The organism is Sphingomonas palmae, from assembly GCF_900109565.1.
Lineage (GTDB): Bacteria > Pseudomonadota > Alphaproteobacteria > Sphingomonadales > Sphingomonadaceae > Sphingomonas > Sphingomonas palmae.
The window spans coordinates 230,537-256,570 of sequence record NZ_FNZZ01000001.1 but is presented as its reverse complement, the minus strand read 5'-3'; the positions used below and the strand labels follow the sequence as shown (position 1 = coordinate 256,570).

Below are 26,034 nucleotides of genomic sequence, written 5' to 3'. Positions count from 1 at the left end.
CGCCCGCATCCGCCAAGGTGCCGCTTATGGCAATCGGATTGGAAAACGCTGGTTTCTCGGACGCGCTGGTGGTGCTGGGCGCGGCGGGGCTGGTCATTCCGGCGTTCGCGCGTTTTCGCATCAGCCCCGTGATCGGCTTCATCCTGGTCGGCGCGCTGGTCGGGCCGGCGGGCCTGGGATCGCTGACGCAGGCGTTCCCGTGGCTTTATTATATCACCATCTCCGATCCACACTCGATCGAGCCGTTCGCCGAGTTCGGGATCGTGCTGCTGCTGTTTTCCATCGGGCTAGAGCTGTCGTTCCGCCGCTTGTGGACGATGCGGCAGGCGGTGTTCGGTACCGGCGCGGCGCAATTGCTCGGCTCAGCGGCGCTGATCGCGGTGGGCTTGCACCTGCTCGGGCAGCCCTGGGCGGGAGCAGCCGGTCTGGGGCTCGCGTTGTCGCTATCCTCGACCGCGCTCGTGCTGCCGCTGGTCGGAACGTCGAGCCCGGTCGGGCGCGGCGCGTTCGCGATGCTGCTGTTCGAGGACCTGGCATTGGTCCCGATCATCTTCGCGCTGGGGGCGATGGCCCCCACCGCGGGTGACGACGGCTGGGCCGGAATCGCCGGCGTGGCGCTGCGCGGCGGGCTGACCGTGGTCGCGATCTACGGCGGCGGGCGATATTTTCTGCCGCGATTGTTCGCGCAAGCGGCGCGTACGAAGAGCCCCGAACTGTTCCTCGCCGCCTCGCTGCTGGTCGTGATCGTCGCCAGCGTGGCCACGACCGCGGCCGGTCTGTCGCCGATCGTCGGCGCGCTGCTCGCCGGACTGCTGATTGCGGAAACCGAGTATCACTCCGAGGTCGAGGTGATCACCAAACCGTTTCAGGGACTGGCGCTGGGCGTGTTCCTGATCACGGTCGGCATGAGCGTCGACCTACGGCTGATCCTCGCCAACTGGCCGTCGCTGCTGCTCGCGGTCGCGGGCGTGGTGTTGACCAAGGCGGTCGTGACCGGACTGTTGCTGCGGGTGTTCAATGCGCGACGCGGTGTCGCAGCCGAGACGGGGTTGCTGATGGGCAGTCCGTCGGAGACGACGCTGATTGTGCTGGCGACCGCGGCGCAGGCGCGGCTGATCCTGCCGTCGACGGCGACCTTCTGGCAGACGGTGACCGCCATAGGGCTGACGATCACGCCGCTGCTCGCCGCCTTGGGACGCGCGATTTCGCACCGGATCGAGCGTCGTGCGCCGCTGGAGGATGTGCCCGCGGACGACAGCGGACGCACGATCATCATCGGCTTTGGACGGGTCGGCGAACTCGTCGCGGACATGCTGTCGCGGCACGATCGACCCTATGTCGCGATCGAGGCCGACATCGACGCGGTCACCCGCGCCCGCGCTGCCGGACACAATGTCGTCTTCGGCGACATCGTGCGGCGCGAGCTGGTCGACCGGCTGGGCCTCGCATCGGCGCGCGCGCTGATCCTGACGATGGACGATCCGGTACTGACGGTCAGGCTGACGCGGCAAGTGCGCGCGCAATTTCCCGAGCTGCCGATCATCGCGCGCGCGCGCGATCCGCGCCACGCAGCGGAACTGTACCGGGCGGGCGTGACCGATGCGGTGCCCGAAACGCTGGAGAGTTCGCTGCAATTGTCCGAGGCCGTGCTGGTCGAATTGGGTGCGGCGATGGGTCCGGTGATCGCATCGATCCACGAGAAGCGCGAAGAGCTGCGCAACGACATCCGCGCCGAGGCGATGATGTCACGCGAGCCGCGTATCCGCCGCATCCGCAGCCGGGAGGAGATCGAGGCCGTCGACGCGAACTGACGCCGGCACGGTCCCCGATGCATCTTCCAGTGCTCACGTCACGTTTATGCCGGAAACTGACCCTAGGTGCGTGATTGATGAGGCCTTCCGACCTTCGCGTCGCATTGTTCAGCGGCAACTACAATTACGTGCGTGACGGCGCGAACCAGGCGCAGAACCTGCTGGTCGGCTATTTGCTGTCGCAGGGCGTCAAGGTCCGCGTTTACTCCCCCACCTCCCCCACGCCGGCGTTCGCGCCGCGCGGCGATCTGGTCGACGTGCCCGCGATTCCGTTTCCGGGCCGTGGCGAGTACAAACTTGGCCGATCGCTGCCCACCGCGCCGCGCCGCGATCTGGAGGCGTTCGCCCCCAATCTGGTTCACGTATCTGCGCCCGAGTTTCTGGGACACGCGGCGGTGACCTGGGCGCGGGGGCACGATGTTCCCGTCGTCGCCGCGGTTCACACGCGTTTCGAGACCTATTTCGATTATTATCGACTGGGCTTCATTCAACCGGCGATCCGCTGGATCCTTAAGCGCTTCTACAATCGTGCCGACCGCGTGCTGGTGCCGACACCGTCGATGGGCGAGATCATCCGCGAGCTGGGTGTCGACACGACGATCTCGCTGTGGCCGCGCGGGGTCAATCACCAGCGCTTCTCGCCCGAGCGCCGCAGCCTCGAGTGGCGCCGGTCGCTGGGGATCGCCGACGACGAGGTCGCGATCGGCTTTCTCGGGCGCCTGGTGCTCGAGAAGGGACTGGGCGTGTTCGCCGACGTGATCGCGGCGCTGCGCGAACGCGGCGTGCGTCACCGCGTGATCGTCGTCGGCGAAGGACCCGCCCGCGACTGGTTCGCCGGTCGCGCGCCCGAAGCGGCGTTCGCGGGTTTCCAGAGCGGCGATGACCTGGGTCGCGCGGTCGCGTCGATGGACGTTCTGTTCAATCCGAGTGTCACCGAAACCTGGGGCCAGGTCACCTCGGAGGCGATGGCGGCGGGCGTTCCGGTCGTGGCGGCGCGGGCGACCGGCGCGGTCGATCTGGTACAGGACGGTGTCACCGGCTTCCTCGTTACACCGCAGCAGATCGACGGTTATGCCGGGGCGATCGCGAAGCTGATCCGCGATCCCGATCTTCGCAGCAAGGCGGGTGCCGCCAGTCACGCGCGCGCTGCCGAGTTCCAGTGGGAAACCGCCAACGCTCAGGTGTTGGCGGCCTACACCGAGGTGATGCGCGCGCGCGTGTCCGCTTAGGCGTCGCGCTCCTGCCAGTCGAACGTCAGCGGCGCTTCTCGAAAGGCGAAGCGATCGAGATGGTTCGCCACCACGTCGCGCATGCGCGCGCTATCCTCACCGGCGGGTACGCGCAGGAGCAGGTCGAGCGTGTCGTCGCTCACGCGCATCTCCAGCCGGCTCTCGTTCGGAAAGGTGATGACGCCCTCCTCTTCGGAGAAGGTGACCGTCATCTTGTGGCTCCAGTGTTTGGCGAGCTGCTGGAGATAACGGCTCGCTGACTGGGTCGGCACGCGTGCGACGGACAGATGGTCGGTCATCACTTCAGCCTCTCGATCTTCTGCGCCAATTCGTCGATCATCGCCGCCACTTCGTGCAATCGCTCCTGCTGCACCTCGCCCGACGCGAACGAGTGGCCCAGTGCGACCTTCAGATTGCCCATCGCACGGCGGATCGGCGCGGCGTCGACGCGTTCGCGGTGTGCGGCCAGTTCGCGCAGCCGGTTTATCAGCGCGGCGACTTCCTCGGCGCGCTCCGCCAGATGCTGCACGCCCTCGTCGGTGATCGCGAAGCGCTTCTTCGCGCCGTCGGATTGCTGTTCGGCGATCAGGCCCATCTCGTCGAGCAACGTCAGCGTCGGATAGACCACGCCGGGGCTCGGCACATAGGCCCCCGCGGTAAGCGCCTCGATCTCGCGGATCAGGTCGTAGCCGTGGCGCGCCCGCTCGGCGATCAACTTGAGCAGCACGAGGCGCAATTCGCTGCCGTCGAACATGCGCGCGCGCCGCCCGCCGCGTGGCTCCTCACCGGAAACGAACCAGTCGCCCCCGAATGGTCCGCGTCTGCCGCCGCGCGGGCCTTGCATCGCGAAGGACGTCATTTTGGCGGCCAGACGTGCCTCCCAGCCGTGCCGGTGGCGACCGCAATCGTTCATGTGATGTCTCATGGTGTCTCCTTTTCTGACCCAAAGATATCTAAGAACAACGTTGGCAAGAGCGATCCAGATATATCTTCATGCGCGACATGACGTGCCGCGTATCGCGGAGTAGAACGAGGCGATGGCCGATCTCTTCGCCGGGCTGGAGCCCACCGCGCCCTCCCCGCCGCCACTCGACGCACCGCTCGCCGACCGCCTGCGACCGCGCACGCTCGCCGAGGTCGTCGGGCAGGAGCATCTGACCGGCCCAGATGGCGCGATCGGCCGGATGGTCGCGGCCGGGCGATTGTCGTCGATGATCCTGTGGGGACCACCCGGTACGGGCAAGACCACGATCGCGCGGTTGCTCGCCGACGCGGTGGGCTTGCGCTTCGCCCCCATCTCGGCCGTGTTCTCGGGCGTCGCCGACCTGAAGAAGGTCTTTGCCGAGGCACGCGATCACGCACGGCTGGGGAAGCGCACGCTACTGTTCGTCGACGAGATCCACCGCTTCAACCGCGCGCAGCAGGACGGCTTCCTGCCCTACGTGGAGGACGGCACGGTGACGCTGGTGGGTGCCACGACCGAGAACCCGTCGTTCGAGTTGAACGCGGCGCTGCTCAGCCGCGCACAGGTGTTGATCCTTCACCGGCTCGGTTCGGCCGCGCTTGAGGAACTGATCGCGCGCGCCGAGGCGGAGGTCGGACGCGGACTACCGCTCGACAACGCAGCGCGCGACGCGCTGATCGCCAGCGCGGACGGTGACGGGCGCTTTCTGCTCAACCAGGTGGAGACCTTGTTCTCGGTCGCGCTTGACCAGCCGCTCGATCCCGCTGGCCTCTCGGCCTTCCTGCAGCGCCGCGTCGCCGTCTACGACAAGGATCGCGAGGGTCACTACAACCTCATCAGCGCGCTACATAAAGCGATCCGCGGCTCCGACGCGAATGCCGCGCTCTATTATCTCGCGCGCATGCTGACCGCGGGCGAGGAGCCGCTCTACCTGCTCCGGCGGCTGACACGCGCGGCGGTTGAGGATGTCGGCCTCGCCGACCCGCAGGCGCTGCAGCAGTGCCTCGCCGCGAAAGAGGCCTATGACTTCCTCGGCAGCCCCGAGGGCGAGCTCGCGATCGCGCAGGCCTGCGTCTATTTGGCGACCGCGCCCAAGTCGAACGCGGTCTATGCCGCGCAGAAGGCCGCGTGGCGCAGCGCGCGCGAGACGGGATCGCTGATGCCGCCGGCCAACATCCTGAACGCGCCAACCAAGCTGATGCGCGACATCGGCTACGGCAAGGGATACGAGTACGACCACGACGCCGAGGACGCGTTCTCCGGTGCGAACTACTGGCCCGACGAGCTACCGCCCCAGCGATATTACCAGCCAACCGAGCGCGGGTTCGAGAAGCGGATTGCCGAGCGGATGGCTTGGTGGGATGAACGACGCCATGCTCAACCGTCGCGCGACTAGCACGCTCTTCCCCGTCCTGCTTGCCACTGTGCTGACGAGTGGCCCGGCACCTGCGCAAGCGCCCTCGCCGCAACGGGCCGATGAGCGCTACGCGCGCGCGATCGCCGCCGGGTACAAGGCGGCGACGCTCTGCGGCGGCGTGTTCAACACCGGACGCAGCCAGGCCGCCGTCGAGGCGCTGGAGCTGCGCGGCATCTATCCCGAATATGACGCGCTCGTGCCGACGCTGACCGCGACGGTCGATCGCTCCACTGCTCGCGTGACGGTGCCGTTCGCGCCTGACATTCCGGCACGGCAGGCGACGTGGCAGCGCGGCCGCGGCTGCACACTGGCGCCGATCGGGGCGGTGACGCCGCCGATCGCGACGACCTACACGCGCGCACCGGCGCCTGCCTCAGCCGATCCGCGCCAGTGGCCGATGGGCGACGCCGGCATCAGCCCGGCCCCCTCGCCTGCACTGGCCGGGGTCGTCGCGCGCGCCTTCTCCGATTATGGCCGCGGCAGCCAGACGGTCGGCGTGGTCGTGCTGCGCGACGGCAAGGTGATCGCCGAGCGTTACCGTGACGGTTTCGGTCCGTTCGTCGCCAATCGCACCTGGTCGGTCGCGAAGAGCATCAGCGGCACGCTGGTCGGCATGACCGGTGTGGACCCGCGTCAGCCGGCCAATATACCCGAATGGCGTAGCGGCGATCCGCGGCGTGCAATCAAGCTTGACGACCTGCTTCGCATGGCATCCGGCCTGCACAGCGACACGGCAGGCAACCGCACCGACGCGATCTACTTCGGCGGTACGACCGTGACCGAGCAGGCGCCATCGTGGCCGCTGGAGGCGAAGCCCGGCTCGCGCTTTCGCTACGCCAACAACGACATTCTCCTGGCGGTCCGCAGCCTCCGCGCATCGCTTGGTGAGGCGGCGTACGACCGCTTGCCGCAGCAGCTCTTCACGACGCTGGGCATGACGCACACGGTCGCGCAGCGCGACTGGCAGGGCAATTACATCCTGTCGTCGGACGTTTGGTCGACCGCACGCGATCTCGCACGATTGGGGCAGTTCTGGCTGCAGGACGGCGTGTGGGCGGGCAAACGCGTACTTCCCGCGGGCTGGCTCCGCTACATGACGGCGCCGTCCGGTCCGCAGCCCGAGCGTGCCGAGGGCTATGGTGCTACGATGTGGCTGTTCGGCACGAAGCAGAGTCTGCCCGCCGGTAGCTACGCGGCGCAGGGTAACCGGGGGCAATATGTGATGGTGATCCCGGCCGAGAAGCTGGTGGTGGTACGTCGCGGCGAGGATCCGGCGGGGAGCAGCTTCGACATCGCCCGCTTCACCGCCGACGTGCTCGCTGCGCAGCGCTGATCGCCCGCGAGCCCAATGGTCGACGCGCCGCGCTTCCGGCATTTCGCCGGGATCGACTGGTCCGGCGCCGTCGGCGAGCGGCAGAAGGGCATCCGGGTTGCGCTGTGCACGAACGGGAACTCGGCGCCTGCGCTGGTACGGCCGAAGCACATCTGGTCACGCGCGGAGGTGCTCGACTGGATCATGCACGATCTACCGCCCGACACGCTCGTCGGGCTCGACCTCGGAACCGCGCTGCCCTTTTTCGATCGAAGCGGCTATTTCCCCGAGTGGACACAGAGCCCGCCGGACGCTCGCGCTTTATGGGCGCTGGTAGACCGCATCTGCGCCGGCGACCCGCACCTCTCCGCAACCAGCTTCGTCGACCACCCCGACGCCTCGCGCCACTTTCGGCGTCACGGCGGACGTGTCGGTGATCTGTTTCCGCCCGGGCGTGGGCGCTGGCGATTGGCCGAACATGCCCAGGCCGCACTGGGCCTGAGCCCGGTCAGCAACCTCAATCTCGTCGGGGCGGCGCAGGTGGGCAAGTCGAGCCTGACCGGCATGCGGATGCTGCATCGTCTGAGCGGCGCCATCCCGATCTGGCCGTTCGATCGCGATCCAGGGCACGGCAGCGTGGTGCTCGAAATCTACACCACCCTTGCCGCGCGAGAAGCGGGGGTGCGCGCGGGCCGAAGCAAGCTGCGCGACACCGCCGCGTTGAACGACGCGCTCGCTGGTCTGGGGAGCGAGCCTGTACCCGACGACGGCACGATCGACGATCACAGCAGCGATGCGCTGCTCAGCGCCGCGTGGCTACGCGTCGCCGCTGCCCGGCCCGAGCTGTGGCATCCGTCAGCGCTCACGCCCGAGGTCGCGCGGATCGAGGGATGGACCTTCGGCGCGCCGTAAAGGGGCTGGACGCCGACGCGCGGGTGACGCATGGCGGCGCGCACGACGTGCCGGTTTAGCTCAGCTGGTAGAGCAGCGGTTTTGTAAACCGAAGGTCGCGGGTTCGATTCCTGCAACCGGCACCAGATTCTCCGTCGTCGCCCCCGACCATTACCGATTGTTCAGCCAGCGTCGACGCTGCGGCAAGTTGCGCTGCGCTAGCTCCATCTCGCATGCGGGAGGATGGCGCGATGACGATGGTTGGACGGATTGCGACGTGGGCGATGGGTTTGGCGGCGCTGGCGATCGGCGGAGCGGCGGCGGCCGCTGAGCCTGCGCCGTCCGCCTCTATCTACGGCACGTGGATCAACCCATACCATAGTGTCGCGGTGCGCACCTTGCCCTGCGCTGATCGGCTGTGCGGCCGCGTCGTTTGGGCGAGCCGTGAGGCGCAGCAGGACGCGCGCGATGGCAACGTTCCCAATCTGATCGGCACGTCGCTGCTGGAAAACTATCGTCCGACGGGTGCGCGCAGCTGGGCGGGCACGGTGTTCGTGCCTGACATGGGGCGGCACTTCTACTCGCTGATCGAGCAGGTCGACGACAGCAACATGCGCGTTCGCGGCTGCATCCTGCACGGCCTGCTGTGCAAGTCGCAGGTGTGGCAGCGCGTGTCGGAACTGCCGCGTGGATAAGCTGCTCGCCGCGGCGGCACGGTACCGCGTCGCGCTGTCGGTCGCGCTGGTGCTGCTGCTGGTGGCGCTCGGATTCACGGCGATGGAGGAGCTCACCCGGCACCTGAGCTACGCCGAAGTCCGCGGTGTGCTGCATGCGATGACGGTGCCGCAGATCGTCGCCGCGATGACCTTTACCGCGCTCAGCTATCTGGCGCTGACGCTGTACGATGCGCTGGCGCTGCGCGTGATCGGGCGCCCGCTGCCGTGGCGCACCGCAGCGCTCGCCTCGTTCACCAGCTACACGCTCAGCCACAATCTTGGACTGTCGCTGGTGACCGGAGGCTCGGCAAGGTATCGCATATACACGGCCGCCGGGCTCGACGGACCGGATATCGCGCGTGTGATCGGCGTCGCGAGCGCGACGTTCTGGAGCGGGATCATCACCGTGGCAGGCGCGGCGCTGCTCGCCCGCTCCGACGCGATCTCACTCGCTGGCGTGACGCTCTCACCCGCGCTGTCGCACGTCATGGGTGCCGCCATTCTGGCCACCGCCGCCGCGCTGGTGCTGCTATGCGCCCACAGCAACGGACCACTGCGCTGGCATCGCTTCAGCCTGCCGCTGCCGAGCGGCAGACAGGCACTGGCGCAGATCGGCGTGGCGCTGATCGACGTCACCGCCGCCGCCGCCGCGTTGTTCGTGCTGATGCCGGGCGCGTCGCTGCACCTGCTGCCGAGCTTCGTGCTCGCCTACGCCCTGGGCATCGTCGCGGCGGTGGTCACCCACGTGCCGGGCGGCATCGGCGTGTTCGAGGCGGTGGTGCTGGCGGTCTTGCCGGGCGACCGGGTTACCGCCTTCGCCGCGCTGGTCGCCTATCGGCTGATCTACTACCTGCTTCCGCTCGCCGTGTCGGTCGTCATGCTTGCCGTGCGCGAAGTCGCGCGGCGACGCACATTGTCCCTGCGATTGCTGCGTGAGGGGCGCGCCGCCGCCACCGGCATCGCGCCGCTGGTGCTCTCCGCTGCGACCTTCATCGGCGGTGCGATGCTGCTGCTGTCAGGGTCGCTGCCGTCGCTGAAAGGGCGCATGGGCATGCTCTCGCATATCGCCCCGCTCCCCTTCATCGAGGCGAGCCACATTGCCGCCAGCCTGGTCGGCACCGGGCTGCTGCTGCTCGCCCCCGGTCTCTATCGGCGGCTCGACGGTGCGTTCGTGGCAACGCGCGCGCTGCTGATCGCGGGCGCGATCTTCTCGCTCGTGAAGGGCATCGACTATGAGGAGGCGACCGCGTGCCTGATGCTCGCCGCGCTGCTCCACTGGACCCGCGCGGCGTTCTATCGTCGGACCGCGCTGACGCAGATGCCGCTCTCGGGCGCATGGCTGGGAGCCGTCGCAGTGGTGGTGGCGAGCGCGACCTGGGCGGGGTTCTTCGCCTATCGTCAGATCCCGTACCAGGACGATCTGTGGTGGCGCTTTGCCCTGCGCGGCGACGCCCCGCGTTTCCTGCGCGCCACACTGGGAGTGGCGGTATTGCTGGCCGGAGTAGCCATATGGCGGTGGATGGGGCCGGCGCCGAGCGCGCCCGACATCGCGTGCGATCCGGGTAAGGTGTCGGACATTCTGGCGCGCGGCAGGCGTACCGACGCGCTGCTGGCGCTCACCGGCGACAAGAACTTCCTCCTGTCGGAGCGCGGCACCGCGATGCTGATGTATCGTCGGCGCGGCGCGAGCTGGATCGTCATGGGCGATCCCGTCGGCGAGCAGAGCGAATGGCCCGACCTGCTTTGGCGCATCCGCGATCTGGCCGATGCGGCGCAGGGCCGATTGCTGCTCTATCAGATCACGCCGCCGGTGCTCGACCTGGCGATCGGCATGGGGTTGCATGTCATCAAATACGGCGAGGAAGCGGTGGTCGACCTGCGCGAGTTGACGTTCGAGACGCCGCGCATGCGATCGGTGCGCAAGGCCGAACGCGCCGCCGCGCGTCGCGGCCTCACCTTCCGCATCGTGCCGGCGAGCGGCGGGCCCGCGATCATCGATGAACTGCGCGTCGTGTCGGACGAATGGGCAGCCGCGAAGGGCCACGCCGAGAAGGGGTTCAGCCTGGGCCGGTTCGACGCCGACTATCTGTCGCACTTCGACGTCGCGCTGGCGATGGTCGATGACCGGATCGTCGCCTTCGCCAATCTGTGGCTGACCGCCAACCGGGCCGAGGCGTCGGTCGATCTGATGCGGCACCGCGATGACGCTCCGTCGGGGACGATGGACTTCCTGTTCGTGCACGTGATGCAATGGGCGCGCGAGCAGGGGTACGAGCGCTTCTCGCTCGGCATCGCGCCCTTGTCGGGGATCGCCGGTCGGCGGCTGGCACCCGCATGGGCACGCGCGGCCGCGCTGGTGTTCCAGCATGGTGAGCGCTTCTACGGCTTCCGCGGCCTGCGCACTTACAAGGAGAAGTTCGCGCCCGATTGGGAGCCGCGCTACATTGCCGGGCCGCGCGGCCTGGGGCTCGTCCAGGCGTTGCGGGACCTGTCGCGGCTGATCGGGCAGCCTTCGCCAGTGCCGGTAATCGCACCTGCCGCGAAACGGCGCGAGGCTGAGCCGCCGAAAGGTCAAAACAGCGCGGTGCACCCGCGGCCGGTAATGCTCGCTGTCTAGCGCGACGGCGCACTCCCGGGTGAACCGGGCGTGCAACTCACCCGGTCAACGCTCGTTTCGCTCGTGTGATGAAGGTCAAGGTCGCGAGCTACAACATGCGCAAGGGGATCGGCACCGATCGCCGGCGCGACCCGCAGCGCATCCTCGACGTGCTCACCGAAATCGATGCCGATATTGTCGCGTTGCAGGAGGCCGACCGGCGCTTCGGTACGCGCGCCGCGGTGATTACGCCGCATCTGCTGGAGGAGCATGGCGGATGGAAGGCAGTCGGGTTCGGCGTCCGCGCGCTCAGCAGCGGCTGGCATGGCAATGCCCTGCTTGTGCGTCGTTCGGCCGTCATCGATGACTGCGAGGTGCTCCACCTGCCCGCACTCGAGCCGCGCGGCGCCGTGATGGCTGACGTGTCGATCCACGGCACGACGATGCGGATCATCGGCATGCACCTCGACCTCTCCGGCCTGTGGCGCCGGCGTCAGGCGCAGGCGGTGATGACCCATGTCGCTGCCTGTGCGCGTCAGCATCCGACCGTGATGATGGGCGATCTGAACGAGTGGAGCCGCATGTCGGGATGCCTGCGCGACTTCGCTCGGCATTTCGCCTTCGCGGAGACGGGTCCGAGCTTTCACGCGCGCCGCCCGATCGCGCGGCTCGACCGGATCATGGCATCGCCCGACCTGCGGATCGCTGCCTGCGGGGTTCACGCCAGTCCCACTGCCCGCAAGGCATCCGACCACCTGCCGATCTGGGCCGAGCTGACGCTGGCATGAGCGGCGACGCGAGCGCGCCCAAGGAGAAGGAACTTCGGCTGGCGCTCGTCTGCTACGGCGGCATCAGCCTGGCGGTCTACATGCACGGCATCACCAAAGAGGTCTGGCACCTGGCACGCGCGAGCCGCGCCGTTCACGACGACACGACCGACCTGACCGGCTCCGCACGCGTCTACGCCGACCTGCTGAATGAGATCCGCGAGGCAGCGGACATCCGGGTACGTGTGCTGCCCGACATCGTCGCGGGCGCGAGCGCGGGCGGGATCAACGGCATCTTTCTGGCGCAGGCGATCGCGTCGGGCCAGTCGCTCGATCCGCTGACCGATCTTTGGCTCGACGGTGCCGATGTAGAACGATTGATCGACGCCGACGCAGCCCCTGCCTCGCGATTCGCCAAAGTGTGGGCGCTGCCGCTCGCGTGGATGGCGGCGGGCCGCAGCGCCGACCAGCTCGACGAGGCCGACGAGGGCACGCGCGAGGAAGTGCGCGCCAAGCTGTCGCACTTCGTCCGGTCACGCTGGTTCGAGCCGCCCTTCTCGGGCAGCGGGTTCACCAACATGCTGCTCGACGCCTTCGCGGCGATGGCGGGGACGGCGCGCGGCCCGCGCCTGCTGCCGCCGGGTCAGCCGCTCGATCTGTTCGTGACCGTGACCGACTTCACCGGTCACCCCGAGCGACTGGAGCTGCATTCGCCACCCGAGGTGATCGAGACCGAGCACCGGCTGGTGTTTCCGTTCAGCGACAGCGGCCGGGCTTGCGACACGCTTGCCGACCCGGCCGAACTGACCTTCGCTGCGCGCGCGACCTCGAGCTTCCCCGGCGCTTTCCCACCGCTGACGGTCACGGAGCTGGACATGGCGCTGGAGCAACGCGGCGCGCGTTGGCCCGGGCGGAGCGTGTTCCTGCGCCGCATCCTGCCGCGGCAATTCGCGGCGAACACCATCGCCAAGACCGCGCTGATCGACGGATCGGTACTCGCCAACGCGCCTTTCCGCCCCGCGATCGACGCGTTGCGCGACCGGCCCGCCCGCCGCGAAATCGATCGCCGCTTCGTTTATATCGACCCGTCGCCTGGCACCAAGTTCCGGCTGTCCGGCGCGGTCGATGGCGTACCGGGTTTCTTTCAGACCATCCTGGGCGCGGTCAGCGAATTGCCGCGCCAGCAGCCGATCCGCGACAATCTGGAGGCATTGGCGGAACGCACGCGTCGCATCGAGCGGATGCGCGCGGTGCTGGAGGCGATCAGGCCCGACATCGATCGCGAGATCGAGCAATTGTTCGGCCGAACCTTCTTCCTCGATCGCCCGACGCCCGCGCGGCTGGTCGCGTGGCGTCGCCGGGCGCAGGAGTCGGCCGCCGAGCGTGCCGGCTTCTCCTATGCCGGCTACGGTCACCTCAAAACCTCCAACGTCATAGAATTCATAGCGACATTGCTCCACGCGGTCGGCGGCGCACCGGGAACGCAGCGGTGGAGCAACACGCGCGCGCGCATCGATCAGGCGCTTGGCAGACGCGGGGTGACCGAGCGTGCGGTATTCACCGGTGCGGGCAGCGAGCCGGCGGTCGCCTTCCTGCGCACCTTCGATCTCGATTTCCGCGTGCGGCGGCTGCGCCTGCTCGCGCGGCGGATCAGCGAGGCGGAAGCGACGGCGGGGGCGGCGACGCTCGAACCGCTCAGGAACGAGGTCTACGCCTCGCTCGGCGCCTATCTCGACGCGCGTCGGCCGGAGCGGCACCGATCGTTGCGCGCAATGGTGCGTGGTCTGCGCGAAGATGCCGAACCGCTACTCGACGCACTCGGCACCTCGCTCGACCTGACGAAGCTCGATGCGGACACCGACGCGCGGATCGCCGCCGCGCTCGCGGCGCTGCCGCGCGACCTGCGTCGTGCCATGCTGCTCAACTATCTCGGCTTCCCCTACATCGACGTGGCGACCCTGCCGCTGCTGCAGGGAGAAGGCACGGACGAGTACGACCCGATCCGGGTCGACCGCATCTCGCCCGACGATGCGCGAACGATCCGAAGCGGCGGCGCCGAGGCGACCTTGAAGGGCATCCAGTTCAACAGCTTCGGTGCGTTTTTCAGCCGGGCCTACCGCGAGAACGATTATCTTTGGGGACGCCTGCACGGCGCCGAACGGATGATCGATATCACCGTCTCTACCCTGCCTGGTCCTGGCCGTCTGCGCGCGGGCCGCGTTGCCGCGATCAAGCGTGCCGCGTTCCTAGCCATCCTCGACGAGGAAGAGAAACGCCTCGCCGCCATCCCACCGCTGTTCACCGCGTTGCGCCGCGAAATCGGCTGAAGGCTGGCCAAAATGCGCAGCGGGCGATAGCGTCGGCCGCGATGCAGTTTCTAAAAATCCTGTTCTGGTGCCTGCTGGCGTTCATCGCCGCGGTGTTCACCTTCGGTAACTGGACCACCGTCTCGATCCAGCTGTTCGGCGACTTGGTGATGGAGATCAATCTGCCATTGCTGTTGCTGCTGACCTTCCTGCTCGGCTTCCTGCCGACGCTGATCTACCAGCACGTCATCCGCTGGCGGTTGCGGCAGCGATTGGCGGCAGCCGAGCGCGCGCTGGCGAGCACCCGCGCGATTAGCGAGGCCGCGTTCCCTGAACAGGCACCGCCGCCGCCTCCGCCACCTCCGGCGGCGACGAGCCCGGAGGCAGTCTGATGTCGAACCGCATCTTCGTCGCGCTCGACACGCCCGATCTCGTCCGCGCGCGCGCGCTGGCGCAGAAGGTGCGGCATCACGTCGGCGGCGTGAAGCTGGGGCTCGAGTTCTTCTGTGCCAACGGTCCGGCGGGCGTGCGCGCGATCGAGGAAGTGGGCCTTCCCGTCTTTCTCGACCTGAAGCTTCACGACATTCCCAACACGGTCGCGAAAGCGGTGCAGTCGCTCGCCGTGCTCAAACCCGCTGTCCTGACGGTTCACGCGAGCGGCGGCCGCGCCATGCTGGAGGATGCGAAGGCCGCGGCGCACCCCGACACGCGCGTGGTGGCGGTGACGATGCTGACCAGCCTCGACGACAGCGATCTTGCTGCGACCGGCGTGAGCGGCAGCGCGCACGATCACGTCTTGCGCCTCGCCGATCTCGCGCGCGAAGCGGGGCTGGACGGGATCGTCTGCTCGGGCGCGGAGGTCAAGGAAGCGCACCGTGCGTGGCCCAAGGGCTATTTTGTCGTGCCGGGCGTCCGTGCCGCAGATGGTGCGGCGGGCGATCAGAAGCGCGTCGTCACGCCGCGCCGCGCGCTCGACGACGGCGCATCGATGCTGGTGATCGGGCGTCCGATCACGCAGGCGAGCGACCCAGACGAGGCCGCACGCGCGATCGCTGCGACGCTATGATCGACGCACAACCGCCCCGCGTGATGCAGGATGACGCCCACGCGCTCGTAGACGCGGTTCGCGAAGCCGCACGGCGTCACAACCTGACATGGAACGTGCTCGTGCCCGACCGCTTCACCGTCAACCATGATGCCGAGGCGCTCGAGGAGATCGCCTACGCCGAGATGGCGACGGCGAAACGGGCGCTGCGCGATCATATCTGCGCGGTTTACGGGATCTCGGTCGACGAACTCGCCAGCCTGGCGATGCCGTAATCCTTCGCGCAAACTTGGTCATTGGCGGCGCTCGTTGCTAAGGAGCGGGCCATGCATGTGACGGCGAAGATTTGTGGACTCTCGACGCCCGCAACCCTTGATGCAGCGATCGCGGGCGGGGCGAGCCACGTCGGCTTCGTCTTCTTCGCGCCTTCGCCGCGCGACGTGTCGTTCGATCAAGCAATGATGCTCGCCGAGCGCGTGCCCGATCACGTCGGCGCGGTCGGCGTGTTCGTCGATCCCGATGATGAGACGGTTGCGCGCGCCGTGCAGGCGGGGCGGCTGCGCGCGATCCAGCTTCACCGGACCGCGCCCGAAAAGGTTGCGCATCTGCGAACGCTAACCCGCATGGAGACCTGGGCGGCGATCGCGGTCAAGACCCGGGCCGACCTCGACCTTGCGCGCGATTACACCGGTGCCGCCGACCGGCTGCTGTTCGATGCGAAGACGCCCACAGGTGCGGCACTGCCCGGCGGGATGGGTGTGCGGTTCGACTGGTCGCTGCTTGACGGCTTCCGTTCGCCGCTGCCCTGGGCGCTGTCGGGCGGGTTGGACGCAGCCAACGTGGCACAGGCGGTCGCGCGCACCGGCGCCACCTTGGTCGACACATCGTCGGGAGTCGAGGAAGCGCCGGGCGTCAAGAGCGTGGACAAGATCGCCGCCTTCCTTCAAGCGGTGCGCCGCCTATGACACTCACCTCCGCTCCTGCCGCCACGCCCAACAGTTTCCGCCAGCAGCCCGATGCGCGCGGTCACTTCGGCGATTATGGCGGCCGCTACGTCGCCGAAACTCTGATGCCGCTGATCCTCGACCTCGAGCGCGCGTATCGCGCGGCGAAGGAGGATCCGGCATTTCAAGCGCAGTTCGACGACCTGCTCGAACATTATGTCGGGCGCCCCAGCCCGCTCTACTATGCCGAGCGGCTGACCGACGCACTGCGCGAGAGCGCACCCAAGGGGATGGGGCCGGAAATCTGGTTCAAGCGCGACGAGCTGAACCACACCGGCGCGCACAAGATCAACAATTGCGTCGGGCAGATCCTGCTCGCGATGCGCATGGGCAAGACGCGGATCATCGCGGAAACCGGCGCGGGCCAGCACGGCGTCGCGACCGCCACTGTCTGCGCGCGCTTCGGCCTGCCGTGCGTCATCTACATGGGCGCGAAGGATGTCGAGCGGCAGGCGCCGAACGTCTTTCGCATGAAGCTGCTGGGTGCCGAGGTTCGGGCGGTGGAAAGCGGCGCCCGCACGCTCAAGGACGCGATGAACGAGGCGCTGCGCGACTGGGTCGCGAACGTCCACGATACCTTCTACATCATCGGCACCGCAGCGGGTCCTCACCCTTATCCCGAGCTCGTGCGCGACTTTCAGAGCGTGATCGGACGCGAGGCACGCGCGCAGATGCTGTCGCGCACCGGTCGCCTGCCCGACCTGCTGGTCGCCGCGATCGGCGGCGGGTCGAACGCGATCGGGCTGTTCCACCCGTTTCTCGACGATGCGGACGTGCAGATGCTGGGCGTCGAGGCCGCGGGCGAAGGGCTGGACGCGAAGCACGCAGCGAGCCTCGCAGGCGGTTTCCCCGGCGTTCTGCACGGCAACAAGACCTATCTGTTGCAGGACGACGACGGGCAGATCGCCGAGGCGCACTCGATCTCGGCAGGACTCGATTATCCCGGGATCGGTCCCGAACACGCCTGGCTGAAGGATATCGGACGCGTCACCTACACCAGCGTGACCGACACCGAGGCACTCGACGCGTTCCAGCTGCTGTGTCGCAGCGAGGGCATCATCCCCGCGCTCGAACCGTCGCATGCGATCGCGGCGGTGGTCGCGCAATCGAAGCAGATGCGGCGCGATCAGGTGATCCTCGCCAACCTGTGCGGCCGCGGTGACAAGGACATCTTCACGGTGGCCGAGGCCCTCCGGGTGGCGATTTGATGTCGCGCCTATCCGACGCTTTCCCGGCCAATCGGCCTGCGCTGGTCACCTTCGTCACCGCCGGCGACCCGGATGTAGCATCCACCCCGGCGATCCTCGACGCGCTGGTTGCGGGCGGCGCGGACGTGATCGAGTTGGGCATGCCGTTCACCGATCCGATGGCTGACGGTCCGGCGATCCAGGCGGCGAACATCCGCAGCCTCGCGGGTGGCACCACCACCGCCGACATCCTGAACATCGCGCGCGAGTTCCGCGGCAGACACCCGGCCGTTCCGCTCGTGCTGATGGGCTATGCCAATCCGATGCTGCGACGCGGGGCTCAGTGGTTCGCCGAGGCGGCGCGCGACGCCGGCGTCGATGGCGTCATCTGCGTCGACGTGCCGCCGGAAGAGGACGATGCACTTGGCCCAGCGCTGCGTGGCGCCGGCCTGGACCTGATCCGTCTAGCGACGCCGACCACCGATGCCGCGCGGCTGCCTGAGGTCGTGAACGGTGCGTCGGGGTTCCTCTACTATGTCTCTGTCGCCGGTATCACCGGGCTGCAGCAGGCGCAGCAGGGTTCGATCGAGCAGGCGGTTGCACGATTGAAGCAGGCGACCGACGTGCCCGTGGCGGTCGGCTTCGGCGTGCGCACGCCCGAACAGGCACGGGAGATCGGCGCGGTCGCGGACGGTGTCGTGGTCGGCTCCGCGATCGTCGAGATCGTCGCGCAGCACGGCGCCGATGCGCCCGCGTATGTCACCACCTATGTTCGCAGCCTGGCGGACGCGCTCGCCTCGGCTCGCCAGGGTCCGAATGCGCTCGTTCAGGCTTGCAAGGAAGCAGCACGATGAGTTGGTTAAGCAACGTTCGCAATGCCTTGTCCTCGATCGTTCCGGCGGGGAAGCAGCAGACGCCCGAGAACCTGTGGCACAAGTGCAAGGGTTGTGGGACGATGGTGTTCACCAAGGAACTGGAGGAGAACCTTCATGTCTGCCCGACGTGCGACCATCACGATCGGATCGGGCCGGCCGAGCGCTTCGCCTATTTGTTCGACGAGGGTAGCGCGCAGCCGCTCGCTCCGCCCAAGGCACCCGAAGACCCGCTCAAGTTCCGCGACTCGAAGCGCTACGTCGACCGGTTGAAGGCGGCGCGGACCGACACGGGCGAGCAGGACGCGTTCGTCAATGCGCGCGGTTCGATCCACGGCCGAAAGGTCGTGATCGGGGTGCAGGATTTCGCCTTCATGGGCGGATCGATGGGTCAGGCGGTCGGCGAGGCGTTCATCCAGGGCGTCGAGGCGGCCATCGCCGACCACGCGCCCTATGTCGTATTCACCGCCTCGGGCGGCGCGCGAATGCAGGAGGGCATATTGAGCCTGATGCAGATGCCGCGCAGCACCGTCGCAATCCAGATGCTGCACGATGCGGGTCTGCCGTATATCGTCGTGCTGACCGACCCGACCTCGGGCGGCGTCATGGCGGCCTACGCGATGCTGGGGGACATCCACATCGCCGAGCCCAAGGCCACGCTCGCCTTCACCGGGCGCCGCGTGATCGAGAACACGATTCGTGAAAAGCTGCCCGACGATTTCCAGACTAGCGAATATTATCTCGAGCACGGGATGATCGACATGGTCGTGCACCGCAAGGATCTGCGCGACCGCCTCGCCAGCGTGATCGGCTATCTGTGTGCGGAGCGCAGCGCGGCGGCCTGACGCGGACGATCGCTCGTCCCAACGTGAGTTACCGGGGTTAGACCATGCCCGATCATGCGCGTTCCAGCGACGCGGCCGTGCAGGCACAGCTCGACCGACTATGGGCGCTGTCGCCCGGTGCGGACGTGTTGGGACTGGAGCGGATCACGCGGCTGCTCGCGCGGCTGGATGATCCGCACCTGCAGCTGCCGCCCGTCTTCCACGTCGCGGGGACGAACGGCAAGGGATCGACCTGCGCATTCCTGCGCGCGGCGCTGGAGGCGGCGGGTTACCGTGTTCACAGCTATACCAGTCCGCATCTGGTCCGCTTCAACGAACGTATTCGCCTGTCGGGTACGCTGATCGACGATGCTACGCTGGCCGATCTGCTGGCAGAGGTGCTCGACGTCGCGGGCGGCATCGGTGCCAGCTTCTTCGAGGTGACCACGGCCGCCGCATTTCTCGCCTTCTCGCGCACGCCGGCGGACGCGTGCGTGGTCGAGGTGGGTCTGGGCGGGCGGCTCGATGCGACCAATGTGCTCGCGGCACCGGTCGTGTGCGGCATCGCCGCGCTGGGGATGGATCACGAGGCGTTCCTCGGCGATACGCTGACGAAGATCGCGGCGGAGAAGGCGGGCATCGCCAAGCCGGGCGTGCCGCTGGTAACCATGTCCTACCCGGACGAGATCGCGGCCGTGATCGCTGATCGGGCCGCAGCTGCCGGCGCACCCTTGATCGCCCAACAGCGTGCCTGGAACGAACGAGCGAACGGCGCTGTGATCGAGTATCTGGACGCCGAGGGCAGCCTGACGCTCCCCCTGCCCGCACTGTTCGGGGCGCATCAGGCGGGCAATCTCGCGCTGGCGACCGCGATGCTGCGTCACCAACGCGCGCTCGTCGTTCCCGCTGACGCCATCGCGCGCGGTGCGCAGAACGTGTTCTGGCCGGCGCGATTGCAACGGCTTTCCGCTGGTCCGCTCGTCGACCTGGCGCCGCGAGGAACGGCGGTGTGGCTCGACGGCGGTCACAACGCCTCGGCCGGTCAAGCGCTCGCGCAGGCGATCCCGCACATCGGACTTGAAGATGGTTTGACGCTGATCCTGGGCATGCTGGCGAACAAGGATCCGCGCGGCTTCCTCGAACCGCTGGCGCCGTTGGTCGATTGCCTCATCGCCGTTCCGGTGCCGGGCCACGCCTACCACGCGCCCGAAGACCTCGCGAGTGTTGCTGGTAGCCTCGGCATCCGAATGTACACCGCTGCTCCGGATGTTGCCGCTGCGATGCGGCAGTTGACTGCAAAGGCCGGGCACCCGCGCTCCGACATATTGCTGATCGCCGGATCGCTTTATCTCGCGGGTGACGTTCTCCGGCGCAACGACGAAGCGCCGAGTTGACGTAATTTCTGCGATTGACTTGCAATAGCGGGTTGTAGAGGCTGCGCGAATGAACAGGAGTCGTTCGCGATGACCGCCAGTACCTTGTCGTCTGTCCTCCCCTATCACGCGCCTGCGTGCCCGAACGCCAAGATCGCACTGTTCGCGATCCGCCGCATGGGCGCGAACGGACTGGGGGACGCGCGCGCCGCCTACGCACTCTTCACCGCCTTCGGCGAAGGATTTCGTCGTCCGCTGCTGCTCGTGCGCGCGATGATGGCGGAGATCGCGGCAGAGTCTTCGATGCCGGTCGCGATCGCGCCGTGCTGCTGCAACCGGGTGACCGCGTCCGAACACGCGCTGCTCACCATCCTGGCGCGGGTGGAGACGGCGACCGATCAGGCACGATTGCTGATGCAGGATATGCTCGGCCATCGCCGCGCCGACGGCGTACTCGCGACAGCGGCCGCGCTCGCCGCCGCCTTCGCCGACGAAGGACGACCGATTACCGGGTGACGCTTACGCCGACGCGCCGTCGCGCGCGTCGCCCGGGCCCTCGATGCCAGCGCTGCCGACCGAACGATCGATCAGACCCGCGCGGCTCATCCACCAGAACAGCACTACGCCGGGCAGCGCCAGGATTGTGGTCAGCACGTAGAAGTTGAAATAGCCGAGCTGCTCGACCAGGGCGCCCGCCGTCGTTCCGGTCAGCACGCGTCCGAGCACGCTCGTCGCCGCCGAGATGAGCGCGTACTGCGCGGCGGTGAAGCGCAGGTCGGTCAGTGCGGAGAAGTACGCCACCAGCGTGACCCCGCCGATCCCGCTCGCGACGTTCTCGAACCCGATTGCGCCGGCCATACCGACGTTGCTGTGCCCGGCCGCGGCGAGGAAGGCGAACGACAGGTTGCTGACCGCCATCAGCAACAGGCTGAGCAGCACCGAACGCTTCAACCCCATGCGGGCATAGAGCACGCCGCCGATGAAGATGCCGACCAGATAGGCCCAGAAACCGATTCCGACGTCGTAGAAAGCGATCTCATCGTTGCTGAATCGCAGATCGTCGAACAGCAGCCGGAACGTCAGATTGGCGAGCGTGTCGCCGACCTTGTGGATCAGGATGAAGACGAGCACCAGCCAAGCGCCACGCCGCGTGAAGAACTCCGCGAAGGGCTGCCATACGGCCCGGACCGCAGTGCCGATACCGCGGCGTTCGGCAGGTTCGCGCCGCCGCGCGGGTTCCCCCAGCAGTAATCCGGCCAGCATCGCCGGAAGCGCCAGCGTCGCGCAGGCGAGATAGGCGGCCGACCAGCCGTAGCGCGCCGCGACGACGAGCGCGATCGCGCCCGCGCCCGCGGAGCCGATCCGCCAGCCATATTGGCTCATGCCCGAGCCGACGCCCAATTGGCGCGGCTCGAGTATCTCGATGCGATACGCGTCGATGACAATGTCGAAGGTCGCGCTCGCGATCCCGACGAGGATCGCGGCCGTCGCGGTGGCCGAAATCGAGGCGCGCGGATCGACGAAGGCGAGGTGCGCCACCGCCGCGATCACGAGCGCGCCCGCGAACACGAGCCACGACACGCGCTGTCCCAGCCGCCCGAGCACCGGCAGCCGCACGCCGTCGACCAGCCACGCCCATAGAAATTTCAAGTTGTAGACCAGGAAAGCGAGGCTGAAGGCGGTGACGGTCTTCTTGTCGATCCCCGCCTGCGACAAACGCGTCGTCAGCGTCGCGGCGATCATCGAGTAGGGAAAGCCGGAGGAGATGCCGAGCGCCAGTGCAGCGAGCGGCGCGCGTTCGGCATAGGGCCTGACCCCGTCCCACCACGTCCGATGCTGCGTATCCGTCATTCCCGGCGACACCGCCATTACCTTGCTCCCGCGCCAAGTCGGCGCAACCCTAACGGGAAAACGGAGCGACGGAAGCCACCAACGCGCAAGCATGAGCGGCTTGGGTGCCGTTGTGACGGCCGTGGGCTTTCAGACGCTTTCGGACTGACGCCCTACCCTCAAGCAATCGGGACGAACAATTCGAACCCCTGCGGCAAGCGCCTGGTGCGACGACCCGCCTTTACCGCGTCGATCACCTCGATCGCCTGTAGCAGGTCACGTTCCATATAGGGCTTGGCGAGAAAGCCGATCGCGAGCGCTCGTGCCTCGGGCGGGCAATTTCCGGTCACGAACATGACCGGCACGGCGCGCTCCGCAGCGACCCTCGCAACCTCGATGCCGCTGCCGTCCGCCAGCCGCACGTCCGCCAGCACGAGATCGACCCCGTCCGTTTCACGCTCGATCACCGCGCGCGCATCGGCGACGCGATCGACGGTCGCGAGCACTTCATAGCCGTGCTCGCGCAGCATGTGTTCGGTGTCGAACGCGACCAGCGGCTCGTCCTCGACGACGAGAAGACGAGTGATCAGCCGCTGCTTACGCCCAAACAACATGCATCCGCCTTCATCGTTACGGTGGCACAACGCAAAAGGATGATTTCGGTCGCAAAAATTTGACAGTGCGTGATTGGGCGGCGCTAAGGCAGGCGCATGGCCGAGGAACCTGCCCAGCATCGCATCGCCAAACTGCTCGCCCGCGCCGGTGTCGCGTCGCGCCGCGATGTGGAGCGGATGATTACGGACGGTCGCATCTCATTGAACGGCACGGTGATCGACACGCCCGCGACGCTGCTCGAGACGCTGGACGGCGTGACGGTTGACGGCGAGCCGGTCGCTCCTGCCGAGCCGACGCGCCTGTTCCTGTTCCACAAGCCGGCGGGCTATCTGACCGCGTCGCGCGACCCGGCTGGTCGCCCGACGATCTACGATCGCCTGCCCGCCGATCTGCCGCGGCTGGTGCCGGTCGGCCGGCTCGACCTCAACACCGAGGGTCTGCTGCTGATGACCACTGACGGCGAATTCAAGCGACAGCTCGAACTGCCATCGACCGGCGTCGAGCGTGCGTATCGCGCCCGCGCTTACGGCGAGGTGACGCAGGCACAGCTGGAAGAGTTGATCGACGGGGTCGAGATCGAGGGCGTGCGCTACGGCAGCATCGACGCCAATCTGGAGCGTCGCACCGGCGCCAACGTCTGGGTCGAAATGATCCTGACCGAGGGCAAGAACCGCGAGGTGCGCCGGGTGCTCGAATATCTGGGGCTGCAGGTCAGCCGTTTGATCCGCACGCGCTACGGCCCGTTCGTGCTGGGCGACCTGCCCGTCGGCGGGATCGGCGAGGTGCGCGGGGCCGACCTCGTCGCCTTTCGCCAGTCGCTGAAAGCGGGAAGCAAGGGCAAGGCGGATCGCGAGACGACCATCTCCGCCACCGCCCTTCGGCGCGAGACGGCGGCGCGACCTTCCTCATCTGCCGTTCGCGGCGACGGCGAGCGAGCGGGCGCGCGAAGCACCGCGGCGAGTGGCGCCAGCTACGACCCTGCCACCGCCGATCGCCGCCCGCGACTGTCAGAGCCGGACCGGCGTATGCGGCGAGGACCGAGCGTGCCGGCCAGATCAGGCGGCGGAACCGGTCACGGCACCGGTGCCGCATCGCCTTCCCGTCCGTCGCCGAAGGGCGCAGATCATGATTTGCGAACCGACACAAAGCCTCCCCGCGCCGGCGGAGCCGAAGGTCGTCGCGACGCTCACGGCGACGTTCGCCCTCAAACCAAACGTGCTGCATTCGGGAACGACAACACGCGGGAGCAACGCGGCCGGCCCGAGGCACGCGGCACCCGAGGCGCGGCTCCCGAACAGACGCGCGACGACAGCACCCCTGCCCGCCCGGCCAAGCTCCAGCGCAAGCCCGGCTGGGCCAAACCGAAGCCGAAGACGGGTCCCGGCACGCGAAAGCCACGCGCGTGAGGATCATCGCGGGCGAATGGCGCGGTCGCGCGCTCGTCGCACCCAAGGGTGACACGACGCGCCCGACGGCCGGTCGCACGCGTGAAGCCTTGTTCTCGATGCTGGCGAGCAGGGTCGGCAGTTTCGACGGCCTGTCGGTCGCGGACCTGTTCGCCGGATCGGGCGCGCTCGGGCTGGAGGCGCTGTCGCGCGGTGCCGCATCCTGCCTATTCGTCGAGCAGGACCGGGCGGCGCTCGACGCGCTGCGCGCCAACGTGACTGCCTTTGCCGCAGGGAGCCGGGCGACGGTGCGCGCAGGATCCGTGCTGGCACTCGGTCCTGCGCCTGCCCCGCTTGACCTGGTGATGATGGACCCACCCTACGCATCGGGCGCGGGGGCGGTCGCGGCCGACAAGCTGGCGCGGCTCGGCTGGATCGGTCCGGCCACCTGGCTGACGATCGAGACCGGGCGCGGCGAGGCAGTCGAGCTGGCCGGCTACACCGTCGATGCCGAGCGGCAGTACGGCCGTGCGCGCCTCACGATCCTACGCCGCGAGGGCTAATCCTCAGACGGTGGGGATCGGCACGACCGCGCGGCTGCGCGCCTCGCGCATGAGCAGGAGCGCGACGAGGCTGAGGAGCGACAAGGCGGCGAGATAGCCACCGACGAGCAGCAGACCGCCGCGTTCAACCAGCGCCTGCGCCGCGACCGGCGTCAGTCCGCCGCCGATGATTCCCGCCATGTTAAAGGACAGGCTAACCCCGGTGTAGCGCACGCGCGCCGGAAAAAGGCCGGGCAGCCACGCCCCAAGCGGTCCGTAGACGAACCCCATCACGAACAGCGCGAAGGCCAGGCTCGCGAACATCGCGGGGATCGAGCCCGAACCGAGCCCAGGCACCAGCAGGAACCCCGCGACGACCGCGCCGGCGCATCCCCAGGCAAGCACGTACCCCGGCGTGGTGCGGTCCGCCCACACGCCCGACAAGGCGATTCCGGCTGCCATGAACAGGATCGCGGCGAGCTGCAGCCCCAGGAACAACTGCGTGTTCACACCAAGGATCTTGGTCGCGTAGCCGAGCGCGAAGGCGGTCGCGATATAATAGACCGCGAAGCACGCGACGGCACCGAAGGTCCCGCCGAGCGCGCGGCGCCAGTGATGCCGCAACAGCTCGCCCATCGGCACCGATGGCGGCGGCCCCTCCTCCATCATCGCCGCGAACGCGGGCGTCTCGCTGATCTTGAGCCTGACCCACAACCCCAGTCCGACCAGCACCACCGACAGCAGGAACGGCACGCGCCATCCCCACGCCAGGAACTGCGCCGGTGTCATTAATAGGCCTAGGATCAGGAACAGCCCGTTGGCGGCGATGAACCCGACCGGCGCGCCGAGCTGCGGTACCATGCCGTAGCGCCCGCGCTTGCCCGCTGGCGCATTCTCGACCGCCAGCAGCGCCGCACCGCCCCACTCACCGCCCAGTCCGAAGCCTTGCCCGAAGCGCAGCACGCACAACAGGATCGGCGCCAGCATCCCCGCGGTCGCGTAGGTCGGCAGAAAGGCGATGGCGAGCGTCGATCCGCCCATCAGCATCAGGCTTGCGACCAGCGTCGACTTACGTCCGATACGATCGCCGTAATGACCGAACGCCCAGGCACCCACCGGACGCGCGAAGAAGGCGACCGCCAGGCTGGCGTAGGAGGCGAGCAGCTGGACCGATGCGTCGCCCGAGGGGAAGAACAATTGCCCGAACACCAGCGATGCGGCGGTCGCGTAGATGTAGAAATCGTAGAATTCGACCGAGGTACCGACCAGGCTGGCAAGCAGGATGCGGCGGTGAGATGCTGGCTGCGGCATGCCGCGTCATCGGGCAGCGTCGCTCCCCACGTCAACG

General features: G+C 68.0%; 25 protein-coding genes and 1 tRNA gene. 21 read left to right on the top strand and 5 right to left on the bottom strand.

Annotation, left to right across the window (positions count from 1 at the left end):
• Positions 1-26: 26 nt before the first annotated feature.
• Both BMW51_RS01205 and BMW51_RS01200 read left to right on the top strand, forming a co-directional pair.
• Positions 27-1,811 carry a cation:proton antiporter domain-containing protein gene (locus BMW51_RS01205; protein ID WP_093002557.1) on the top strand — a complete coding sequence of 595 codons (1,785 nt, stop codon included), beginning with the start codon at positions 27-29 and terminating at the stop codon, positions 1,809-1,811.
• Between the two features lie 77 nt (positions 1,812-1,888).
• A complete protein-coding gene (locus BMW51_RS01200) occupies positions 1,889-3,040 on the top strand; it encodes a glycosyltransferase family 4 protein (protein ID WP_093002555.1) in 1,152 nt (383 codons plus the stop codon).
• Here BMW51_RS01200 and BMW51_RS01195 read toward each other — a convergent pair.
• Both BMW51_RS01195 and BMW51_RS01190 read right to left on the bottom strand, forming a co-directional pair.
• Entirely contained in the window at positions 3,037-3,339 is a 303-nt protein-coding gene (locus tag BMW51_RS01195) for a DUF2218 domain-containing protein (RefSeq protein WP_093002553.1), read from the bottom strand. The genes BMW51_RS01200 and BMW51_RS01195 overlap by 4 nt on opposite strands.
• Positions 3,339-3,965 carry a PadR family transcriptional regulator gene (locus BMW51_RS01190; RefSeq protein ID WP_093002551.1) on the bottom strand — a complete coding sequence of 209 codons (627 nt, stop codon included), beginning with the start codon at positions 3,963-3,965 and terminating at the stop codon, positions 3,339-3,341. The genes BMW51_RS01195 and BMW51_RS01190 overlap by 1 nt, the downstream gene beginning before the upstream one ends.
• A 112-nt stretch (positions 3,966-4,077) precedes the next feature.
• Here BMW51_RS01190 and BMW51_RS01185 point away from each other — a divergent pair, with 112 nt between their 5' ends.
• The 17 genes from BMW51_RS01185 (at position 4,078) to BMW51_RS01105 (ending at position 20,830) form a co-directional block, all read left to right on the top strand.
• Positions 4,078-5,400 carry a replication-associated recombination protein A gene (locus tag BMW51_RS01185; protein WP_093002549.1) on the top strand — a complete coding sequence of 441 codons (1,323 nt, stop codon included), beginning with the start codon at positions 4,078-4,080 and terminating at the stop codon, positions 5,398-5,400.
• On the top strand, positions 5,366-6,754 hold the full coding sequence (locus BMW51_RS01180) for a serine hydrolase domain-containing protein (RefSeq protein WP_093002547.1): 1,389 nt from the start codon (positions 5,366-5,368) through the stop codon (positions 6,752-6,754). The genes BMW51_RS01185 and BMW51_RS01180 overlap by 35 nt, the downstream gene beginning before the upstream one ends.
• A gap of 15 nt (positions 6,755-6,769) precedes the next feature.
• Positions 6,770-7,645 carry a hypothetical protein gene (locus BMW51_RS01175; protein WP_093002545.1) on the top strand — a complete coding sequence of 292 codons (876 nt, stop codon included), beginning with the start codon at positions 6,770-6,772 and terminating at the stop codon, positions 7,643-7,645.
• Between the two features lie 49 nt (positions 7,646-7,694).
• Positions 7,695-7,770, top strand: a tRNA-Thr gene (locus BMW51_RS01170).
• Positions 7,771-7,875: 105 nt separating this feature from the next.
• Positions 7,876-8,319: a DUF2147 domain-containing protein gene (locus BMW51_RS01165; RefSeq protein WP_342723041.1), complete on the top strand. Its 444-nt coding sequence runs from the start codon at positions 7,876-7,878 to the stop codon at positions 8,317-8,319.
• Positions 8,312-10,957: a bifunctional lysylphosphatidylglycerol flippase/synthetase MprF gene (gene mprF, locus BMW51_RS01160; RefSeq protein ID WP_093002543.1), complete on the top strand. Its 2,646-nt coding sequence runs from the start codon at positions 8,312-8,314 to the stop codon at positions 10,955-10,957. The genes BMW51_RS01165 and mprF overlap by 8 nt, the downstream gene beginning before the upstream one ends.
• Positions 10,958-11,025: 68 nt before the next feature.
• Complete coding sequence (locus tag BMW51_RS01155) at positions 11,026-11,724, top strand: endonuclease/exonuclease/phosphatase family protein (protein ID WP_093002541.1); 699 nt, start codon at positions 11,026-11,028, stop codon at positions 11,722-11,724.
• On the top strand, positions 11,721-14,030 hold the full coding sequence (locus BMW51_RS01150; protein ID WP_093002539.1) for a patatin-like protein: 2,310 nt from the start codon (positions 11,721-11,723) through the stop codon (positions 14,028-14,030). The genes BMW51_RS01155 and BMW51_RS01150 overlap by 4 nt, the downstream gene beginning before the upstream one ends.
• Positions 14,031-14,071: 41 nt before the next feature.
• Positions 14,072-14,401: a lipopolysaccharide assembly protein LapA domain-containing protein gene (locus BMW51_RS01145; protein WP_093002536.1), complete on the top strand. Its 330-nt coding sequence runs from the start codon at positions 14,072-14,074 to the stop codon at positions 14,399-14,401.
• On the top strand, positions 14,401-15,075 hold the full coding sequence (gene pyrF / locus BMW51_RS01140; RefSeq protein ID WP_093002534.1) for an orotidine-5'-phosphate decarboxylase: 675 nt from the start codon (positions 14,401-14,403) through the stop codon (positions 15,073-15,075). Before BMW51_RS01145 ends, pyrF begins: the two co-directional genes overlap by 1 nt.
• Entirely contained in the window at positions 15,072-15,329 is a 258-nt protein-coding gene (locus tag BMW51_RS01135) for a hypothetical protein (protein WP_093002532.1), read from the top strand. Before pyrF ends, BMW51_RS01135 begins: the two co-directional genes overlap by 4 nt.
• A gap of 51 nt (positions 15,330-15,380) precedes the next feature.
• A complete protein-coding gene (locus tag BMW51_RS01130) occupies positions 15,381-16,019 on the top strand; it encodes a phosphoribosylanthranilate isomerase (protein ID WP_093002530.1) in 639 nt (212 codons plus the stop codon).
• Positions 16,016-17,266, top strand: coding sequence for a tryptophan synthase subunit beta (trpB, locus tag BMW51_RS01125; protein WP_093002528.1), 1,251 nt, complete (start codon positions 16,016-16,018; stop codon positions 17,264-17,266). The genes BMW51_RS01130 and trpB overlap by 4 nt, the downstream gene beginning before the upstream one ends.
• Positions 17,266-18,099 carry a tryptophan synthase subunit alpha gene (trpA, locus tag BMW51_RS01120; protein ID WP_093002526.1) on the top strand — a complete coding sequence of 278 codons (834 nt, stop codon included), beginning with the start codon at positions 17,266-17,268 and terminating at the stop codon, positions 18,097-18,099. The genes trpB and trpA overlap by 1 nt, the downstream gene beginning before the upstream one ends.
• Positions 18,096-18,962 (top strand): acetyl-CoA carboxylase, carboxyltransferase subunit beta, encoded by an 867-nt coding sequence (gene accD / locus BMW51_RS01115; protein WP_093002524.1) that lies wholly within the window; start codon positions 18,096-18,098, stop codon positions 18,960-18,962. The genes trpA and accD overlap by 4 nt, the downstream gene beginning before the upstream one ends.
• Positions 18,963-19,006: 44 nt before the next feature.
• The gene (locus BMW51_RS01110; protein ID WP_093002522.1) at positions 19,007-20,335 is read left to right on the top strand and encodes a bifunctional folylpolyglutamate synthase/dihydrofolate synthase; all 1,329 of its coding nucleotides are present in this window, start codon (positions 19,007-19,009) and stop codon (positions 20,333-20,335) included.
• Between the two features lie 69 nt (positions 20,336-20,404).
• The gene (locus BMW51_RS01105; RefSeq protein ID WP_093002520.1) at positions 20,405-20,830 is read left to right on the top strand and encodes a DUF6628 family protein; all 426 of its coding nucleotides are present in this window, start codon (positions 20,405-20,407) and stop codon (positions 20,828-20,830) included.
• A gap of 3 nt (positions 20,831-20,833) precedes the next feature.
• On the opposite strand, the gene BMW51_RS01100 is transcribed toward BMW51_RS01105, so the two are convergent.
• Both BMW51_RS01100 and BMW51_RS01095 read right to left on the bottom strand, forming a co-directional pair.
• Positions 20,834-22,183 carry an AmpG family muropeptide MFS transporter gene (locus BMW51_RS01100; protein ID WP_425440959.1) on the bottom strand — a complete coding sequence of 450 codons (1,350 nt, stop codon included), beginning with the start codon at positions 22,181-22,183 and terminating at the stop codon, positions 20,834-20,836.
• Between the two features lie 140 nt (positions 22,184-22,323).
• Positions 22,324-22,758 carry a response regulator gene (locus BMW51_RS01095; protein ID WP_093002518.1) on the bottom strand — a complete coding sequence of 145 codons (435 nt, stop codon included), beginning with the start codon at positions 22,756-22,758 and terminating at the stop codon, positions 22,324-22,326.
• A gap of 96 nt (positions 22,759-22,854) precedes the next feature.
• Between BMW51_RS01095 and BMW51_RS01090 the strand changes: the two genes are divergently transcribed.
• Both BMW51_RS01090 and rsmD read left to right on the top strand, forming a co-directional pair.
• Positions 22,855-24,165, top strand: coding sequence for a pseudouridine synthase (locus BMW51_RS01090; protein ID WP_093002516.1), 1,311 nt, complete (start codon positions 22,855-22,857; stop codon positions 24,163-24,165).
• Positions 24,162-24,707 (top strand): 16S rRNA (guanine(966)-N(2))-methyltransferase RsmD, encoded by a 546-nt coding sequence (rsmD, locus tag BMW51_RS01085; RefSeq protein ID WP_093002514.1) that lies wholly within the window; start codon positions 24,162-24,164, stop codon positions 24,705-24,707. Before BMW51_RS01090 ends, rsmD begins: the two co-directional genes overlap by 4 nt.
• Before the next feature lie 3 nt (positions 24,708-24,710).
• On the opposite strand, the gene BMW51_RS01080 is transcribed toward rsmD, so the two are convergent.
• A complete protein-coding gene (locus BMW51_RS01080; protein ID WP_093002512.1) occupies positions 24,711-25,997 on the bottom strand; it encodes an MFS transporter in 1,287 nt (428 codons plus the stop codon).
• Positions 25,998-26,034: the final 37 nt, after the last annotated feature.